The organism is Streptomyces sp. NPDC088910 (assembly GCF_044749865.1).
Lineage (GTDB): Bacteria > Actinomycetota > Actinomycetes > Streptomycetales > Streptomycetaceae > Actinacidiphila.
Genome location: NZ_JBIVIV010000001.1, coordinates 173480 through 187253, shown reverse-complemented (window position 1 = coordinate 187253; position 13774 = coordinate 173480). Strand labels below are relative to the sequence as shown.

10 protein-coding genes and 1 pseudogene are annotated in these 13774 nt (G+C 73.1%); 5 read left to right on the top strand and 6 right to left on the bottom strand.

Annotated features, from left to right (window positions below; translation table 11 throughout):
- Nucleotides 1–5: 5 nt before the first annotated feature.
- Both ACIP4Z_RS00805 and glnII read right to left on the bottom strand, forming a co-directional pair.
- Nucleotides 6–2015, bottom strand: coding sequence for a hypothetical protein (locus ACIP4Z_RS00805; protein ID WP_401303929.1), 2010 nt, complete (start codon nucleotides 2013–2015; stop codon nucleotides 6–8).
- Between the two features lie 124 nt (nucleotides 2016–2139).
- Complete coding sequence (glnII, locus tag ACIP4Z_RS00800) at nucleotides 2140–3159, bottom strand: glutamine synthetase (protein ID WP_355334395.1); 1020 nt, start codon at nucleotides 3157–3159, stop codon at nucleotides 2140–2142.
- A 1203-nt stretch (nucleotides 3160–4362) separates the two neighbouring features.
- Between glnII and ACIP4Z_RS00795 the strand changes: the two genes are divergently transcribed.
- On the top strand, nucleotides 4363–5235 hold the full coding sequence (locus ACIP4Z_RS00795) for a Gfo/Idh/MocA family protein (RefSeq protein WP_401304999.1): 873 nt from the start codon (nucleotides 4363–4365) through the stop codon (nucleotides 5233–5235).
- A 27-nt stretch (nucleotides 5236–5262) separates the two neighbouring features.
- Here the strand turns inward: ACIP4Z_RS00795 and ACIP4Z_RS00790 are convergent, their stop codons facing one another.
- Complete coding sequence (locus ACIP4Z_RS00790; protein ID WP_401303926.1) at nucleotides 5263–6102, bottom strand: putative RNA methyltransferase; 840 nt, start codon at nucleotides 6100–6102, stop codon at nucleotides 5263–5265.
- 474 nt (nucleotides 6103–6576) lie between these two features.
- On the opposite strand from ACIP4Z_RS00790, the gene ACIP4Z_RS00785 reads away from it, so the two are divergent.
- Together ACIP4Z_RS00785 and ACIP4Z_RS00780 are read left to right on the top strand one after the other, a co-directional pair.
- Nucleotides 6577–7608: a hypothetical protein gene (locus tag ACIP4Z_RS00785; protein WP_391043797.1), complete on the top strand. Its 1032-nt coding sequence runs from the start codon at nucleotides 6577–6579 to the stop codon at nucleotides 7606–7608.
- A gap of 156 nt (nucleotides 7609–7764) precedes the next feature.
- Nucleotides 7765–8991: pseudogene (locus tag ACIP4Z_RS00780) on the top strand (transposase).
- Nucleotides 8992–9042: 51 nt separating this feature from the next.
- On the opposite strand, the gene ACIP4Z_RS00775 reads toward ACIP4Z_RS00780, so the two are convergent.
- Nucleotides 9043–10269: a cytochrome P450 gene (locus ACIP4Z_RS00775; protein WP_401303923.1), complete on the bottom strand. Its 1227-nt coding sequence runs from the start codon at nucleotides 10267–10269 to the stop codon at nucleotides 9043–9045.
- Nucleotides 10270–10477: 208 nt separating this feature from the next.
- Entirely contained in the window at nucleotides 10478–10951 is a 474-nt protein-coding gene (locus tag ACIP4Z_RS00770) for a group II truncated hemoglobin (protein ID WP_355334388.1), read from the bottom strand.
- Between the two features lie 236 nt (nucleotides 10952–11187).
- On the opposite strand from ACIP4Z_RS00770, the gene ACIP4Z_RS00765 reads away from it, so the two are divergent.
- The gene (locus tag ACIP4Z_RS00765; protein WP_391043803.1) at nucleotides 11188–12204 is read left to right on the top strand and encodes a zinc-binding dehydrogenase; all 1017 of its coding nucleotides are present in this window, start codon (nucleotides 11188–11190) and stop codon (nucleotides 12202–12204) included.
- 289 nt (nucleotides 12205–12493) lie between these two features.
- On the top strand, nucleotides 12494–13279 hold the full coding sequence (locus tag ACIP4Z_RS00760; protein WP_401303920.1) for an ArsR/SmtB family transcription factor: 786 nt from the start codon (nucleotides 12494–12496) through the stop codon (nucleotides 13277–13279).
- A gap of 21 nt (nucleotides 13280–13300) precedes the next feature.
- Here the strand turns inward: ACIP4Z_RS00760 and ACIP4Z_RS00755 are convergent, their stop codons facing one another.
- Nucleotides 13301–13771 (bottom strand): Clp protease N-terminal domain-containing protein, encoded by a 471-nt coding sequence (locus ACIP4Z_RS00755; protein WP_355334382.1) that lies wholly within the window; start codon nucleotides 13769–13771, stop codon nucleotides 13301–13303.
- Nucleotides 13772–13774: the final 3 nt, after the last annotated feature.

Sequence of the window (13774 nt, the reverse complement as noted above, 5' to 3'; positions counted from 1 at the left end):
GGGCGTTACGAGGCGGGGAGGGGGGTCAGGGTGGCGCCGGTGGTGAGGTGGGCGGTGAGGGTGGCGCGAGTGCCGCGGGGGGCGCGAGTGGAGAGGTAGGGGCCGTCGGCGGAGGCGTGGACGCCCGCGGTGGCGGTGATCCGGGTGACGTCGCGGCTGCCCGCGGCGACGAGGTACCAGTGGGAGCGGGAGGACTGCCACATGACGCCCGCCATGACGTGCTGGCCGAAGCGGCTGCACGCGTTGCCGTCGGTCTGCCGGCCGGCGACGGTGCCGGGCGCGGCGGCGGGGGAGGACGGCGGGACGAAGGTCACGGTGGCCTGCCCCGGCCCGCGCCAGGTGTCGGCGCGGGCGCAGGTCCAGGACGCCTCGCCGCCGCCCTCGGGCAGCGGGGTACGGGCGAACTCCCAGTTGTTGACGGCCTTCACGCCCTGCCCGCGCAACTCGCCCAGATAGCAGGCGTTGTGCGCCCAACTGACCAGCGCCTGAGCCCCGGTGGCCTCACGCGGCTGCCGCGCCGGGACACCGCCGCCCGGAGGCGGGGTGTACGTGAGGTGGACCGGCGACAGGTCGCCGAGGTCGGTCAGCAGGAAGGTGTGGCTCTCCACGATCCTCGAGGACGACTTGAGCTGCACCACCGGCCAGGCACTGCCGCACGCACCCGCGGCGGCCCCCGCGCCCGGCATCCGTACCGGATCGGTCACCCCGTCCGCGTCGCGGTGCAGCGGCGCGCCGAGGACGTTGGGCCGCATCAGATCGCGGGTCTGCGCGTCCGCGATCCACGGGGCGGTCAGGAAACGGGTGTTGCCGTCCACCCGGTCGACCACGACCGCCGCCGCCGTCGTCACATCGGCGTCCTGCACCTGCGCGAAGTCCAGCGCGGCGCGCCCCGAACCGCTGCGCGGCTGCGCGTAACGGACGATCCGCAGACCGTCGTAGAAGATCACCACCGCCGCCGCGTCGACATTCCCCGCGAAGAGCAACTGCGGCGGCTGGGCAGGGGCGTTGCGCGGAGTGCCGGGCGTCGAGGAGACGTCCACGTCCGCGCCGGGGCGCGCCCACACCGCGAGCGCCCGGCCGAGCAGCGCCTTGTCGTCGGCCCGGCCGCCGCGCGCGGGCCACGCCGTGAAGTCCATCCGCGCGGTCGACGCCCACAGCGCCGCGTCCGGCCGTACGAGAGCGGCCGGATCGAGCGCGCGGGCCGCGTCCCCCGCACCGGACGCGGGAGAGCCCGGCGCCGCGTACGACGCCGTACCGCCGTCGCCGCCGCTGCCCCACACCGCCCAGCCGGAGACCAGCACGGCGGCCACCGCGACGGCCGCCCCGGTCACCAGCCCCGCGCGTCTGCGCTGCCTGCGCCGCAGCAGGTCGGTCGGCCCCACCTGGAGCGTGCAGGGATCGAACTCACCGGCCGTCAGCAGGTGTTGGCCGCCCTTGACGGCCGCCGCCGCCCGCATCGCGCCGCGCGGATCGGCCGCGCCCGCGGACCTCAGCACGGCCAGCACCTCGGCGTCGGCCAACTCCTCGACCCCGCGCAGCGCGAACGCCGCCCGCGCCTCGGGCGCCAACTCCGCCAGCGCCCGGTCCAGCGCCAACTCCTCGCTGCCGCCCGCCCGCGGATGCAGCCGCAAGCCGACGACCTGCGGCAGCGCCGTACCACCGGCGGCGGCCGTACGCACACGCTCCCGCCAGCCCCAACGGCCGCCGCCGTGCCGCCCGTAGGCCAGCGCCTCGCGCAACACCTCGTGCCGCAGCAGCGCGTACGCCTCACCGCGCGGCCTGTCCGTCGCACCCGCCGTCCCCGGCGGATACCGCCGGTCGCGCGGCAGCGACCGCTGCACCAGGCGGTGCGCGGTCAGCACTCTGCGATGCGTGCCGAGCGCGGTGGGCAGCGCCAGATACGCCAGCCGTACCAGGCGCGGGTAGTGCTCGACGAGCGCCGCCTCCGCCTCTTCCACAGCGACCGGGCCGGGCTCGTCATCGGCGGAATCGCTTTCTGCTGAGCGCGTGTTCACGCCCCGTCAAACGAGTGGATCATCCGATGGTCACGAGATACCGCTCGCGCGCGGCGGTCCCGACGCGCCGGGGCGCCCGTCACCTGACCGTGACGGGCGCCCTGTACAACGGAGTTGACGCAGGTCAGACCAGTCCGGCCTTCTCCAGCGCCGTACCGCACGTGTCCACCATGAGCCGGGTCACCACGTACGGGTCCATGTTCGCGTTCGGGCGGCGGTCCTCGATGTAGCCCTTCTGGTCCACCTCGACCTGCCACGGGATACGCACCGACGCGCCGCGGTTGGAGACGCCGTAGCTGTACTCGTTCCACGGAGCGGTCTCGTGCGCGCCGGTCAGCCGCGCCTCGACGCCGACGCCGTAGTTCTTGATGTGCTCCAGCGGCTTGTCGTCGCGGCCCAGCGACTCGGCGGCCTCGATGATCGCCTCGTAGCCCTCGCGCATCGCCTTGGTGGAGAAGTTCGTGTGCGCGCCCGCGCCGTTCCAGTCGCCCTTGGCGGGCTTCGGGTCCAGCGTCGCCGAGACGCCGAAGTCCTCCGCCGTGCGGTACAGCAGCCAGCGCGCCACCCACAGGTGGTCGGAGACCTCCAGCGGGCTCAGCGGCCCGACCTGGAACTCCCACTGCCCCGGCATGACCTCGGCGTTGATCCCCGAGATGCCCAGGCCCGCGGCCAGGCAGTTCTCCAGGTGCTTCTCGACCACCGGACGGCCGAAGATCTCGTCCGCGCCGACCCCGCAGTAGTAACCGCCCTGCGGCGCCGGGTACCCGCCCTCGGGGAACCCGAGCGGACGCGAGCCCTGGAAGAACGTGTACTCCTGCTCGATGCCGAACAGCGACTCCTGCGCCGCGAACTTCTCCGCCACCTCGCGCAGCGCGGCCCGCGTGTTGGACTCGTGCGGCGTCCCGTCGATGTTGAAGACCTCGCACATCACCAGGACGTCGTCCCCGCCGCGGATCGGGTCGGGGAACGAGGAGACCGGCTTGAGTACGCGGTCGGACGCGTGGCCCTCCGCCTGGTTGGTGCTGGAACCGTCGAAGCCCCAGATCGGGAGCTCGGCGCCGTCGGCCAGGATGCGCGTCTTGGAACGCAGCTTCGCGGTCGGCAGGGTGCCGTCTATCCAGATGTACTCAGCCTTGTAGGTCACGGGACGCCATCCTTAACGAACAGTCTTCGCGGGTGCTGGCCGAGCTGCGCTGATCGAGCCACCCGCAGCGTCGCAAAATCCCTTTTCCCGACTGTTGCCCCCGTGTTAACCCACTGTGAACGCCCCTACGTGACCAGCGGCAACGCCCCAGGAGCCCCGCCTGTCACCGCTGCGCGGTGGGCTTCGCCGCTGGGGTGCGTTTGTGCGTGGGGCTGCGCCCCAAGGTCGCTGCTACGCAAGAGGGGTTCGCCGGTGGGGTCCGGTTGCGCAGGAGGCTGCGCCCCTGCGGTACGGCTGCGCAGGTGGGTTCGCCGGTAGCCATGGAGCCGAAGGGCGCGCCGGTGTTGAAAAGGAGAACGCGCACAGTGACCGAGGAACGAGGGAACGAGCACGATCGACCGTCGACACCGGGTCTAAGCGCCCGGAGGCGGAAGGGCGGCAAAAAAAGGGGATCGGGGTGCGCATAGAAAGGACGGCTCCCCCGCAGGGTGAGGATGCGCGAGGCGGTTCGCACGACGGTGACCTCGCGCAGGACGGCACCCGCGCAGGGTGAGGATGCGCGAGGCGGTTCGCACCACGGTGAGCCCACACAGGACGGTACCCACCCACGTTCACCCGCAACGCTCAGGCGCCCGAGAGGGCACCCACGCACGGTGAACTAGTACGAGTCGGCACCCACCACGGTCAACTGACCCCGGGGGCACGCACCCCACGGCGACCTCACGCGAGACGGCACCCACCCACGGCGAACACGTGCGTGTGAGCCGTCCTGCGTGAGCCCACCGTGCGGGGAACGGCCTCGCGCATGCTCACCGTGCGTGGGAGCCCTCTTGTGTCAGCTCACCGCGATCCCCTTTTTTTGCCGCCCTCTCGCCTCCGGCGGCTTAAATCCGGTGTCGACAGTCGATCGTGCTCGCTCCCTCGTTCCTCGGTCACTGTGCGCGTTCTCCCTTTCAACACCGGCGCCGCCTTCGGCTCGCTGGCTACCGGCGAACCCACCTGCGTAAACACACCCCAGCGGCCAACCCCACTGCGCAGCCGCACCCAGCGGCGAACCCCACCGCGCAGCGGTGCCGTAAGGGCGAACCCACCTCACGCAAGCGCACCCCAGGAGCCCGGCCCCTCGCGCGAGCGCACCCCGGCGGCGGACCCCGCCGGGTAGCCGTGACCGGGCGGGACGCCGGTAGGCTCGGCGTCATGACCATGCGCTTCGGACTTCTCGGCACCGGCCCCTGGGCCCGGCTCGCCCATGGACCCGCTCTCGCCGCCCACCCGGAGGTGGAATTCGTCGGGGTCTGGGGCCGGAGGCCGGAGGCGGCGGCTGAGGTGGCGGCGCAGTTCGGTGCGCGGGCGTACGGGGACGCGGAGGCGCTGATCGCGGATGTGGACGCGGTGGCGGTCGCGCTGCCGCCGCATTTGCAGGCGCCGTTGGCGGTGGCGGCGGCCCGCGCGGGCCGTCACCTGCTGCTGGACAAGCCGGTGGCGACGACCGTGGAGGACGCGAAGGCGGTGGCCGAGGCCGTCACGGCGGCCGGAGTCGGGTCGGTGGTCTTCTTCACCCTGCGCTTCGACCCGGCGACAGCCGGGTGGATCGAGGAGCAGGCGGCGCGCGGCGAGTGGTACACCGGCCGCGCGGACTGGTACAGCGCCGTCTTCACCGGAGACGAGAACCCCTTCGCGGACTCGCCGTGGCGGCGGGAGAAGGGCGGCCTGTGGGACGTCGGCCCGCACGCGCTGTCCGTCCTGCTGCCCGTACTCGGGGACGTCACCGCCGTCACCGCGGCCAACGGCCCCGGCGACACCGTACATTTGACGCTCCGTCACGAATCCGGTGCCTCCAGCACCTCCACCCTCACGCTGACCGCGCCGCCCGCCGCCGCGGGCGTGGTCATCGAACTGCGCGGCGACCAGGGCGTCGTGACCTACCCCGACGGCGTCGCGGGTGAGGCGACGGCTTCCCTGGCCCACGCCATCACCGCGCTCACCTCCGGCACTCCGCACGCCTGCGACGCCCGCTTCGGCCTGCGCGTCACCGAGATCCTGGCGGCGGCGGAGTCGGCCCTGGACAGGTCCTAGGCCAGCGCCGACTCCGCCGCCGGACGGTCACCGCGGCCGGTAGACGGTGGCCAGGACGGAGACGGTCACGTGACCCGGCAGCGGGCCGCTCCCGGCGTCCGCGCGGCTCACGTGGCGGGCGCTCGGTGACATGCCCACCAGGTCCAGGGCGTCGGACCCGGTGAGCGGGGCGAGGTAGTCGACCCGCTCGGACCTGGCGGCCATGAAGTGGGGGTCGAGGGCGTGGTGCAGGCGTTGTTCCTTGGCGGGGTCGACGGTGACCATGGCCCGTACGCGGTGCCGCAGTTCGGCCAGGTGGCGGTCGGTCGGACGGACGACGATCAGGCGGCCCGTCGGGCGCAGGACCCGGCGGAATTCGGCCGGGTTGCGGGGCGCGAAGACGTTCAGTACGAGGTCGGCCGCGCGGTCGGCGACCGGGAAGCGGCGGGAGACGTCCCAGCTCGCCGCGGCGGCTCGTTCGTGGGCGCGGGCGGCCGAGCGCAGGGCGCGTACCGAGGCGTCGAGCCCCAGGCCGCGGGCGTCGGTGAGCCGGGCGAGCACGCCGGCCAGGTAGTAGCCCGTGCCGCAGCCGACGTCCAGGACGGTGCCCGGCCCGGCGTCGGCGGCCAGCCGGGCCACGGCGTGCCGGATGGGGAGGTAGGCGCCGGTGGCCAGGAAGCGGGCGCGGGCCTGTGCCATGGCGGCGTCGTCGGCGCTGACGGCGCGGGTGCCGGTCAGCAGGCCGACGTAGCCGTGGCGGGCGAGGTCGAAGGTGTGGCCCGCGGGGCAGCGCAACGCGCCCCGGTCCGGCCGGAGGGGGCCGCGGCAGATCGGGCAGCGCAGGACGTCGAGGATCTGTGCGAGGGCAGGCGGAAGCGGCACGGGCATGGAGAGCACTCCTGGCAACGGTGAAGGGAAGGGACCGCGCCCGCGCGCGCCCGGATTCCCGCTCCGCGGGCGGAACGAGCCAGAAGGCGGCGTTATGGGCACGCCGAGGAGGGCGACGCCGTCCGGCATCGCCCTCGAAGGCTCCCGGTCACGGGAAGCAGCGGTGCGGGGTGCTCATGAATGCCACGCCTTCAGTTTACGAGCAGCGGTGAACCCTCGTGTCCACCGAAGGCGTCAGCGGAGCCCAGGAAATTACGGCCCATTCGCCGGAGTCGGAGTCGGAGCTGGAACCCGAGCTGGAACCGGAGTCAAGCTTGGCGTTTAACGTCCAGCTTCGAACAGACGAGCCTGACGATCACGCGTCCGCGCGGCCTCGCGTTCACCCCTGCCGTGCGAGAGATGTGTCTCGACAGCGATGTCGGTCCGCTCGGGCATGATCTACTCCGATCGGACTCAGCGGTGGGGTGATGTGACGTGGGCGAGTGGCGAACCGATCCAACCTTCGCGATGTGCCGGGCTTTGACGGGCGGGGCAGACCTGTCCTCGTTCGTGGGCGGGCCGTTCGATGTACGCGCGGTGGTGGCCGCCGTACGGCCCGAGGTCAAGGACGGATTCTTGCTCGACGAAGTCCCCTGGGAGAACTTTCCGCGGGGGGATCATGTCAGGGAGGCCATTCAGCTGCTCCACACCGGCGGCTCGCCCGTTCGCGCCGGAACGGGTGTTGTGAGTGGGATGTGCGCCAACGACATGCGGGCGGCCGCCGTGCTTGCCGTGCCGTTCCTGATCCGGATCGCTGCCGATACCCACCACCCTTGCCGTGCCGACACGCTCGCCGAAGTCTCCTCTCCAGCTCGCGCCCGCTACTTCGGCGTCGCCACCCGCGGCGAACTGCTGCTCCACCGCGCCGATCCCCAGAACGACCGCCTCTACGACGACTACGGCGTCGAGGTGACCGGCTACCCGGCGGGCTGGTCGGTTGCCGCCGCTCGGGCCGCGATCACCGCCGACGCCACCCTCCTGAAGCCTCTTCTGCACGACCCCGACCCTGCGATCCGGATCCGCGCCGCCTACGCACTGGCCGCCGCCACCGACCTGGATCACGCGGTCCGTGCAGCCTTCCGCGACCGGCTCGACGCCGAGCAGGACCCGATCGTCCACGCCGCCCTGGTCTTCGCCACAGCCGAAGCCACCCGCACCCAACCCCATCCGCCGACCACCGTGTGGATGCGCGAGCGCTGGGGGGACCGAACGCAAGCGTCCGAGGCCCGGCTGGCCGCCGCGATCGGCTGGCTCTGCCTCACCGACGAACCCGCCCCCGACGACCTGCGCTCAGCCGTCGACCAACTCGCCACCAATGAGCGCGCCCGCGCCATGGACGACCTGCCTTGGATGGCTGCCGCCAGCGGATCGAACGAGACGGGACTGCGGCGCTGCGTCCGAGAGATGCTTCACCCCGAACACCCTGATCAGCTGGAGCACGACGACCCATGGGCCCCGCAATCCTGACGCCGGAAGCAGACCCCCGCCTGCGTTCGGCTTCGACAGGCGGACCAGATGATCACTCCTCCGGGTGTCTCAGGGGACGGCGATACGGCCTCTACGTGATCCTGAACTCGACCAAGAGGAACAGGACTTGACGCGAAGGCTGTGCTGGTGGGTGTGGTGCAAGAGGGCGGGCGGTGCGATCAGTTCGCGGAGCTGTCCCGCTTCCGGGGGGGGCTTCTACGACTGCCTGACCGGGCGGCGCGACGCGCTGTTCGAGCTCGCCGACGCGGTGCTGTGCACCTGCGGGCCGGTGAGGACGCTGGTGGACCTGGCGCTCGCGCCCGAGCACCGGCGCGGACACGGCGCCCTGTACGGCGCGCTGAACCGGGGCTGCCTGGACGTCGGCCGGCTGCGGACCGCGCTGGCCGGCCTGCCGCGGCCGCCGCCGCCGACGGCCGCCTGGTGCTCGCTGTGGACGTCTCACCGTGGCTGCGGCCGGACGCCGCCACCTGCCCGGACCGGTCGTTCTGCCACACCTACGGCCGCGGCGACGCCAAGCACCAGATGATCCCCGGCTGGCCCTACTCGTTCGTCGTCGCGCTGGAGACCGGCCGCACCTCGTGGACGGCCGTCCTGGACGCGGTGCGACTGGAGCCCGGCGCCGATCTGGCCGGGGGCCGCCCGCCCAAGCACGGCGGGGAGTTCGTATTCGGCGACCCCGCCACCTGGGGCGACGAGCAGGCGGTCACCACCACCGAAACCCGCCGCTACGGCACCGCCGTCGCCCAGGCGTGGGACCGGCTCCACCCCCGGCTGACCCGCCGCGCGGCCTGGCTGGAGCACGACGGGCCGCTGCCAGTCATCGAGGGCATGGTGATCCGCCTGGCCGTCGAGAAGCTGCCCAGCCGTGGGGTGAACCGGCCAGTCCGGCTGTGGTGGTCGCGCACCGGTGCGAGCCCGGCCGACGTGGACCGCTGCTGGCAGTCGTTCCTACGCAGGTTCGACCTGGAGCACACGTTCCGCCTGCTCAAGCAGACTCTCGGCTGGACCCGGCCCCGCCTCCGCGACTCGACGGCGGCTGATCGTTGGACCTGGCTCGTCGTCGCCGTGCACACCCAGCTCCGCCTCGCCCGGCCGCTGGTCGCCGACCTTCGACGGCCCTGGGAGCGGCCGGCGGAACCGAACAAACTCACCCCCGCCCGCGTCCGCCGAGGGTTCAGGAACCTCCACGCGAAGGCACCCTCACCAGCGCGTGCACCGAAACCCACCCGCCCCGGCCCGGGCCAGCCGCCCGGGTCGAAGAATCAGCGGCCCGCCACTCGCTACGAGGTGGGAAGAGTCCTGGCCACCGGCGAGGCGTACGCCCGGCCCGCCCATCACAAGAAGGCCACCAAGCCACGATGAACCGCTACAAACGGATAAACGACAAGTTAAGAACCCGAGCTGGAACCGGAGTCAAGAACCCGAGCCCGAACCGGAAACCCACAGTTCGCTGGCGCTGTTGATGATGAACGACCGCACCGGGCACCCCGACGGCCGTGACAACCGCAGTTTCGGGAAGTGCTCGAACAGGACGCTCAACGCGATCTCGCCCTCCAGCCGCGCCAGTCCGGCGCCAATGCAGAAGTGCTGGCCGTTGCCGAAGGAGAGCTGGCGGGAATTGGGGCGCGCGACGTCGAAGCTGTCGGCGTCGGGGAACTGCTGGTCGTCACGGCCCGCCGCGGCGTAGGAGGCGAGCATGGCCTCGCCGCGCCGGATCACCACGTCGCCGACCGGGATGTCCTCCAGGGCGTAGCGCAGCGGGAAGTGGCCGACCGGGCAGTCGTAACGCACGACTTCCTCGATGACGGAGCCCCAGGAGACCTCGCCGGACCGGGCCCGTGCCAGTTGTCCCGGGTTGGCGAGCAGCGCCCTGACCGCGTTGGTGATCAGGTTGACGGTGGTCTCGTGGCCGCCGACCAGCACGGTGAGCATGATGACCACGACCTCGTCCTCGCTCAGCCGGTCGCCTTCCTCGCTGGCGGCGATCAGCGCGCTGGTCAGGTCGTCGCCGGGGCTCTCGCGCTTGGCCTGTGCCGCCTCGGCGAGCAGGACCAGGAGCTGGTCCTGGGCCTCCTGCGTCTGGTTGCCCTTGGCCGCGGGGTGGCTGCTGAGCACGGCGTCGGAGAGCGTACGCAGCCGCTCGCCGTCCATCGGCGGCAGGCCCAGCAGTTCGGCGATCACCTTGACCGGCAGCGGGAGCGCGTAATCCTCGCGCAGGTCGAACTCGTCGCCGCGCGCGGCCGCTTCGTCCAGCAGGCGGTGCGCCAGCTCCTCGATCCGCGGGCGCAGCGCGGCGGTTCGGCGGGGCGTCATCGCCTGGCCCGCGAGCGCGCGCAGCCGCCGGTGCTCGGCGCCGTCCCGCGTGAGTATCCCGGGGAGGCTGACGAAGTTCAGCAGCGGCCAGTCCTCGGGCAGCCGCCCCTCGGCGTTGCGCGGCCACTGCCGCGGGTCCTTCGACACCCGCGGGTCGACCAGCAGTTGCCGCAGCGTCTCGTGGTGCGTGACGGCCCAGGCCGGTACCCCGCCGGGCAGTTCCACCAGCGCCACCGGGCCGAGCGCGCGCAGCTTGACGTTCTCCTCGTGCTGGTTCTGGCCGAAATGATCGAGCAGTAACGGTGTCAGCGTTTCGGAGGTTTTCATGCCCGGCACCATAACAAGCGCACTTGCCGGGCGAACAGCTGCCCAAAAGGGCTACGACTCCGAACTCGGCCGCCCCGTAAAGGGGTTGAGCGGTGAATGCGCAAACGTCCACCTGCCGATTCCCGCCGGGGAGAATTTCGGACGGTGCTATTCCGAATATGCCCGCCGGAGCCGTCGGCGACGAGTTTTTACTCACGGAATACCCGGACTACCGCGCCAGCCCGTCCCAGCCCCAGTGCGGTACGGGACCGGGGTCGCCGAGATCGGAACTCTCCTGGTGGGAGACCGACATGGCGATCCGCGTGCCCCACTCGATGTACTCGGCGAAGCGCTGCCGCAGCAACGCGTCGGCGGGCAGCTCCTTCACGGCGGTCGCGAGCATCAACTCCACCCAGCGCGCCCGCTGTTCCTCGGTGATCCGCAGGTCCAGGTGCTGGGAGAGCAGGGCCTGGTGGCCGCCGAGGCGGGCGGTGTACTCGGCGGGGCCGCCGAATACCTCCGTGAGCCAGACGACGACATGGTCGACATGGGCCCGGGTGAAGTGCACGAAGACCGGGGCGAGGAGCGGATCGACGAGGACCTGCTCGTAGAAGCTGTCGATGAGGCGGCGCAGGGCGTCACTGCCGCCGACCGCCTCGTAGAAGGTGCCGGTGCGGTCGACGGGGGAATCCGGAGTGGTCATGGGCGCTCCAGGTCGTGCCGGTGGTCGCGGCCGGGGATGTCCCGGCCGCCTCATAGTCGCGGCCAGGTGGCAGCCCGGCCGGTGGTCCCGGCCAGGGTCGGCCTGGCCGGTGCTTTGCGGCCAAGGATCACCCGGCCGCCCGGCGGGCACCGGGATTTACGCGGCGGGCGGATCAAATGGACCAGTGGATTCCGGCCACGGGGAAGAAACGGGCGGGCACGTCACTTGTACGCGGCATGAAGGCGATCACTTACACCAGCAACGGCGGCCCCGACGTCCTCACGCTCACCGAGCGCCCGGTCCCGGAGCCGGGACCCGGCGAGGTACGGGTCCGCGTCCACGTCTCCGGCGTCAACCCGACGGACTGGAAGTCGCGGCGCAACACCGCCCCCGCCTCGGCGCAGGTGCCGAACCAGGACGGCTCCGGCGTCATCGACGCGGTCGGCTCCGGCGTCCCCGAGACGCGGATCGGCGAGCGCGTCTGGATCTGGGAGGCCGCGTACGGCCGCGCGGACGGCACCGCGCAGGAGTACGTGGCGCTGCCCGCGGGCCAGGCCGTCGCCCTGCCCGACCACGCGTCCTTCGACCTCGGCGCGAGCCTCGGCATCCCCGCCCTCACCGCGCACCGCGCCCTCACCGTCGCGGACGGCGGCCCCGAGCGGCTCGCCCCCGGCGCCCTCGACGGATGTACGGTCCTGGTCGCGGGCGGCGCGGGCGCCGTCGGCAACGCCGCGATCCAGCTCGCCCGCTGGGCCGGGGCCACCGTCGTCAGCACGGTCAGCGGACCCGCCAAGGGTGACCTCGCGCGGGCCGCGGGAGCCCATCACGTCGTGGACTACCGCGCCCAGGACGCCGCCGCCGAGATCCGCCGGATCGCCCCGGACGGCGTCGACATCGTGGTCGAGGTCGCCCCGGCCGCCAACGCCGCCCTCGACCGGGCCGTCGCCGCCCCCGACGCCGTCATCGCCTTCTACGCCGACGACGACGCCTCGGCCACCGTGCCGGTCCGCCCCTCCATGGCGCTCAACCTCCGCTGGCAGGGCGTCCTGGTCTACACGGTCCCGCCCGCCGCCAAGGCCCACGCCGTCGCGGCGGTCACGGCCGCCGTCGCCGACGACGCCCTCCACGCGGGCCCCGACGCCGGGCTGCCCTTCCACCGCTTCCCGCTCGCCGAGACCGCCCGTGCCCACCAGGCGGTGGAGGACAGCGTCATCGGCAAGGTGCTCATCGACGTGGCCGCGCCCACCGGCTGACGCCTCGTCACACGAGCAGCCGGTCCAACCGGCCCGGGCCCGCCGTCCGTTGCGCGGGCCCGGGCTCGGGGCCGAAGGACGGTTCCCGCCGACGGTCGAACCCGCACCGACGCCCGTCCCCGCACGGACGCCCGTTCCCGTAGCGACGCCCAACCCCGCACCGACGCCCAACCCCGTATCCACCCCCGTCCCCGCACCGACGCCCGTCCTCGTACCGCCTCGGACCCCGCGCCCTCCCGCCCCCGGCCTTTCGGTGGCCGCCGAAACGTCGCGGGGTGAGGATGGGGACATGGCCATCCGCACCAGGACCCCGGGGGCGCCGAGGACCGGCGACCCCCGTACGCCCGCGCTCGCCGACCCCGCCGTCCCCCGGCTCGCGGCCCTCGCCGCGCTCCTGGCCGACGAGACCAGGGCCGCGGTCTGCCTGGCGCTGCTGGACAAGCGGGCCTGGACCGGCGGGGAGCTGGCCCGGCACTGCGGGGTCGCGCCGTCCACCATGAGCGAGCACCTGACCCGCCTGGTCGACGGCGGACTGCTGGCCCGCGAACACCAGGGGCGGCACCGTTACGTACGCCTGGCCGGCCCCGAAGCGGCTCGATTCGTCGAGGACATGGCGGAACGGGTGGCCGTCGCCGTACCCCGGACCACGGGCGCCGGGCTGCGGGCGCACAGCGCGGGCCGGGCGATGGCGCGCGGCCGTACGTGCTACGACCACCTCGCCGGCCGGCTGGGCGTGGCCCTCACCGACGCGCTGACCGGCAACGGCCTGCTCCGGCAGGACACCGGCTTCGCCCTCACCGACGACGGCGTGGCCTGGTTCACCGGCCTCGGCGCGGATCTGTCCGGGCCGCCCTCGTCCCGCCGCCCGCTGGCCCGTCCCTGCCTCGACTGGACCGAGCGGCGCCCCCACCTGGGCGGCACCGCGGGCGCGGAACTCTGCCGCCTCGTCCTCACCCGCGCCTGGGCCACCCGTATCGGCACCGGCCGCGCGGTGAAGGTCACGGCGCTCGGCGAGCGCGAACTCCACCGGGTCCTGGGCATCGAGCCGCACGATCTGGCTCCGGCGGAGGCGTAGGACCGCCCGGGGGCGGTGGGCTCAGCAGCCCGCCAGGCGTTCGCGGACGGTGGCCGGGTCGAGGTCCAGCGCGCTGAGCAGCGTCGCGGCGGGGTCGGGGTGCGGGGCGGGCAGGAGCGCGAGCAGCAGATGGCGGGGCTCGATACGGCGTCCGCGCCGCTCGCGCTCGGCCTCGCGCTTGGCGGCGACGACGGTCGCGCGGGCGGCCGAATTGAGGGTGATACGCCGCCGGCCGCGGACCGGCGGCGGGGCGAGGGGGATGTCGAGGTGGATGCCGAGCGAGCCGAGGGCGGCCCGGTCGAGGGCTTCGAGGGCCGCGTGCCCCTCGGCGAGGGTGACGCCGAGGGCGCGGGCGGGCTGGGCGGACTCGTCGCGGAGCAGCGCGAGCAGCAGGTGATCGGTGCCGATCCGGCGGTCGCCGCGCCGGGCGGCCTCCTCGCCCGCCTGTTCCATGACGAGCTTGAACCGGGCGTGAGCGGTGTTCTCCGGCATCGG

Bases quoted from the DNA above. Each gene is read 5' to 3' on its own strand.
- ACIP4Z_RS00775 (WP_401303923.1), bottom strand. From the start codon at position 10,269: ATGAAAACCTCCGAAACGCTGACACCGTTACTGCTCGATCATTTCGGC.
- ACIP4Z_RS00790 (WP_401303926.1), bottom strand. From the start codon at position 6,102: ATGCCCGTGCCGCTTCCGCCTGCCCTCGCACAGATCCTCGACGTCCTG.
- ACIP4Z_RS00795 (WP_401304999.1), top strand. From the start codon at position 4,363: ATGCGCTTCGGACTTCTCGGCACCGGCCCCTGGGCCCGGCTCGCCCAT.
- ACIP4Z_RS00760 (WP_401303920.1), top strand. From the start codon at position 12,494: ATGGCCATCCGCACCAGGACCCCGGGGGCGCCGAGGACCGGCGACCCC.
- ACIP4Z_RS00755 (WP_355334382.1), bottom strand. From the start codon at position 13,771: ATGCCGGAGAACACCGCTCACGCCCGGTTCAAGCTCGTCATGGAACAG.
- ACIP4Z_RS00770 (WP_355334388.1), bottom strand. From the start codon at position 10,951: ATGACCACTCCGGATTCCCCCGTCGACCGCACCGGCACCTTCTACGAG.
- ACIP4Z_RS00765 (WP_391043803.1), top strand. From the start codon at position 11,188: ATGAAGGCGATCACTTACACCAGCAACGGCGGCCCCGACGTCCTCACG.